This is a genomic window from Flavonifractor plautii ATCC 29863, from assembly GCF_000239295.1.
Taxonomy (GTDB): Bacteria; Bacillota; Clostridia; order Oscillospirales; family Oscillospiraceae; genus Flavonifractor; species Flavonifractor plautii.
In genome coordinates this window covers 52719-56855 of sequence record NZ_JH417833.1, presented here as the reverse complement: position 1 = coordinate 56855, position 4137 = coordinate 52719, and the positions used below count along the sequence as shown (strand labels likewise).

2 protein-coding genes and 1 other annotated feature are annotated in these 4137 nt (G+C 64.5%); both genes read left to right on the top strand.

Annotated elements, in window-relative coordinates; all coding sequences use genetic code 11:
- Nucleotides 1–57 precede the first annotated feature (57 nt).
- A complete protein-coding gene (locus HMPREF0372_RS15165; RefSeq protein ID WP_007494356.1) occupies nucleotides 58–783 on the top strand; it encodes a DivIVA domain-containing protein in 726 nt (241 codons plus the stop codon).
- 80 nt (nucleotides 784–863) lie between these two features.
- Nucleotides 864–1091 (top strand) — a binding site (T-box leader).
- 97 nt (nucleotides 1092–1188) lie between these two features.
- A complete protein-coding gene (ileS, locus tag HMPREF0372_RS15160) occupies nucleotides 1189–3984 on the top strand; it encodes an isoleucine--tRNA ligase (RefSeq protein ID WP_007494354.1) in 2796 nt (931 codons plus the stop codon).
- Nucleotides 3985–4137 lie beyond the last annotated feature (153 nt).

The following is a 4137-nucleotide window of genomic DNA, read 5'->3' as shown; positions in this document are numbered from 1 at the left end:
CCGCCCGATGCTCCGCATCGGGCGGGGAAGACATGAACAAATCGGGGGAATGACGTTATGCTGACACCACAGGAAGTTTCCGAGCACGCCTTTGCCAAGGCGTCCTTCGGCGGCTATAACATGGCGATGGTGGATGAATTTCTGGACGTACTGACGGCGGACTACACCACGCTCTATAAGGAAAACGCCACCCTCAAGGCCAAGATGAAGGTACTGGTGGACAAGGTGGAGGAGTACCGCTCCACCGAGGAGGCCATGCGCAAGGCCCTGCTTACCGCCCAGAAGATGGCCGACGAGCTGGTGGCCCAGGCGGAGGCCAAGAAGGCCGAGCTGCTGAAGAACGCGGAGACGGAGGCCAAGGCCCGTATTGCGGAGCTGCAGCAGGACATCCGCAGCGAGCAGATGCGCCTCACCGCCGCCCAGAACGCCACCGCCGCCTATGTGGGCAAGCTCAAGGAGCTCTATCAGCACGAGATGGACTACCTCAACGGACTGTCCAAGCTCTCCGCCCCGGCGGAGCCTGTAGTGGACCAGGTTGCCTCTGCCGCCCAGGACATCTCCCAGAGCGTGGAGAAGCTGGTGGCCGGTGAGGCGCCGGAGGAGGACGCGGAGGACACGGTGGATCTCGGCGGCGGCGCCAAGGAGAAGGACGGCGGCCTGTATGCCGAGCTGCTGGAGCTGAGCCGTTCCCACGGTCCGGAGGAGGCTGAGGAGCCCACCGAGCCCACCCGCCGCATCGATTTTGACCACCTCCAGTTCGGCAAGGACTATGAAATCAAGTAAACCCCCTTGACAGAAGGGCATTTAACGGGTAAGATACTCGGAGACACGTTGTTTCGTGTCTCCGAGTATCTTTTATTTCGCAAAACGCCGAGAAGAGGACGAGTACCGTCCCCGCCCCTGCGCAGAGAGCCGCCGTTTTGGTGCAAGGCGGACAGGGAAGGGCTGGGAAGATCACCTCCGAGCGTCCCGCCGAATCCCCCCTGGGGCAGTAAGCGGGAACGGCTGGCCCCGTTACCGGCCTTCGAGGGGCCGCGGCACGCCGCGGCAATGAGAGTGGTACCGCAGAGGTTTGCGCCTTTGTCTCTTACAGGAGACAAAGGCGCGTTTTGTTTTTGCCAATTTCGGCAAGGGCGCACGCCTTTACACCAACCTGTTTTTATATCAAAGATAAAGGAGAACTGACCCATGGACTACAACCAGACCGTCCACCTGCCCCAGACCGACTTCCCCATGCGGGCGGGCCTGCCCAAGCGGGAGCCGGAGATGCTCCAGGAGATGTATGACCACGACCTCTACCACAAGATGGTGAAGCGCAACGAGGGCAAGCCCACCTTTGTCCTCCACGACGGCCCTCCCTACGCCAACGGCAACATCCACATCGGCACCGCCCTGAACAAGATCCTCAAGGATATGATCGTCAAGCACCGCAACATGACCGGCTGGTGCGCCCCCTATGTACCCGGCTGGGACACCCACGGCCTGCCCATCGAGTCCGCCGTTCTGAAGGACAAGAAGGTAAAGCGGGACGAGATGACCACCGCCCAGTTCCGCACCAAGTGCCGGGAATACGCCGAGAGCTACATCGAGAAGATGACCGGCCAGTTCCAGCGCCTGGGCGTGCTGGGGGAGTGGGAGAACCCCTATATCACCCTGCTGCCCGAGTTTGAGGCCAAGCAGATCGAGGTCTTTGGCAAGATGGCGGAGAAGGGCCTCATCTACAAGGGCATGAAGCCGGTGTACTGGTGCCCCTTTGACCAGACCGCCCTGGCCGAGGCCGAGATTGAGTACGCCGACGACCCCTGCACCACCATCTTCGTCAAGTTCCCCGTGGCCGACGACAAGGGCAAGCTGGGCCAGTATGCCGACCTGTCCCGCACCTACTTCGTGATCTGGACCACCACCCCCTGGACGATCCCCGGCAACTACGCCATCTGCCTCAACGCGGAGTTCGACTACGTGCTCCTCCAGGTGCCGGGCGGCGATGTGTACGTGCTGGCCCAGGATCTGGCCGAGAGCGTGTGCAAGGCCGCGGGCATTGACTACGCTGCCTGCACCGTGCTGGCCACCCTCAAGGGCAGCGCGTTCGAGCTGATGCGCGCCAAGCACCCCCTGTTCGACCGGGAGAGCGTCATCCTCAACGGCGAGCACGTCACCCTGGACGCCGGCTCCGGCTGCGTCCACACCGCCCCCGGCTTCGGCGCGGAGGACTTCCAGATTTGCCAGCAGTACGACAAGGCCGGCCTGACCCACATCGGCGTGCCCGTGCCCGTCAACGCCAAGGGCGTCATGACCGACGAGCGCTACAACGGCCAGTTCTACGCCAAGGGCAACGACATGGTGGTGGCCGATCTGGAGGCCGAGGGCTTCCTGGTGGCCAAGGAGAACATCACCCACTCCTACCCCCACTGCTGGCGGTGCAAGCACCCCATCATCTACCGGGCCACCGAGCAGTGGTTCTGCTCCGTGGACGCCATCAAGGACGCGGCGGTGAAGGCCTGCGACTCCATCCAGTGGAAGCCCGAGTGGGGCAAGGAGCGCATGACCTCCATGATCACCGAGCGCAACGACTGGTGCATCAGCCGCCAGCGCGTCTGGGGCGTGCCCATCCCCATCTTCTACTGCGAGGACTGCGGGGCCGATATCGTCACCCCCGAGACCATCGCCCACGTGGCCGCCCTCTTCCGGGAGCACGGCTCCAACGTCTGGTTTGACCGGGAGGCCGCCGAGCTGCTGCCCCAGGGCTTCGTCTGCCCCAAGTGCGGCAAGGCCCACTTCACCAAAGAGACCGACATCATGGACGTGTGGTTCGACTCCGGCTCCACCTGGGCCGCCGTGGCGGCCGAGCGCCCCTACCTCAAGTACCCCGCCGACCTCTATCTGGAGGGCGGCGACCAGTACCGCGGCTGGTTCCAGTCGAGCATGCTCACCTCCATCGCCGTGAACGGCGTGGCCCCCTACAAGCAGATCGCCACCCACGGCTGGACGGTGGACGGCGAGGGCAAGGCCATGCACAAGTCCCTGGGCAACGCCGTCTCCCCCGACGAGGTCATCAAGGACTACGGCGCGGACATGCTCCGCCTGTGGGTGGCCTCCGCCGACTACACCCAGGACATGCGCATCTCCAAGGACATCATGAAGCAGCTCTCCCAGGCCTACCTGAAAATCCGCAACACCGCCCGCTACATGCTGGGCAACCTGTGCGACTTCGAGCCCGACCGGGATCTGGTGCCGGCGGAAAACCTGATGGAGCTGGACCGCTACGCCCTGCACACCTTCAACGAGCTGGCCAAAACCGCCCGCGCCGCCTACGACCGCTATGAGTTCCACGCCGTCTACCGCGCCGTCTACAACTTCTGCGTGGTGGACATGTCCAACTTCTACCTGGACATCATCAAGGACCGGCTCTACTGCGGCGCCGAGGCCGAGCGCCGCTCCGCCCAGACCGCCCTGTACCACATCCTGGACGGCATGACCCGGCTCATCGCCCCCATCCTGGCCTTCACCTCCGACGAGATCTGGCACGCCATGAAGCACGCCCAGGGCGTAAACGCCGAGAGCGTCCTGTTCAACGACATGCCCGGCGACAACGCCGCCTTTGCCCTGGACGCGGCCGCCAAGGATCGCTGGGCGAAGCTGGTCAGCCTCCGCGACGCGGTGAACAAGGCCCTGGAGAATGCCCGTAACGCCGGCGTGCTCAAGAAGGCCCAGGACACCGACGTGACCCTCTCCGTGTCCGAGTCCGACGCCGCCTTCCTGGCCGGGGTGGATCTGGCCTCCCTGTGCATCGTCTCCAAGGTCACCGTCACCACCGGGGCCGTGGAGGGGGAGAAGAGCGAGGACTGCCTCATCCCCTGCACCATCGCCGTCGCCCTGGACGAGTCCCCCAAGTGCCCCCGCTGCTGGAACCACAGCGAGCACATCGGCGCCGACGGCCACCACAACCAGCTGTGCGACCGCTGCGCCGCCGTGGTGGGTGAGTAACCCCGCAGATGGAACAGACAGGACGCCGCAGCACTGCGGCGTCCTGTTTCTTTCATGCCCAGAGCCCGTATTTTGCCGTCCCGCACCGGCGGGCCGGCCGGCTTGCCGCCGCGCAGACTCTGTAGGGGCGGCCCTTGTGGCCGCCCGCGGGCG

What these genes read in the sequence shown, in the direction of transcription:
- HMPREF0372_RS15165 (WP_007494356.1), top strand. Translation starts at nt 58, where the DNA reads ATGCTGACACCACAGGAAGTTTCCGAGCACGCCTTTGCCAAGGCGTCC.
- ileS (WP_007494354.1), top strand. Translation starts at nt 1,189, where the DNA reads ATGGACTACAACCAGACCGTCCACCTGCCCCAGACCGACTTCCCCATG.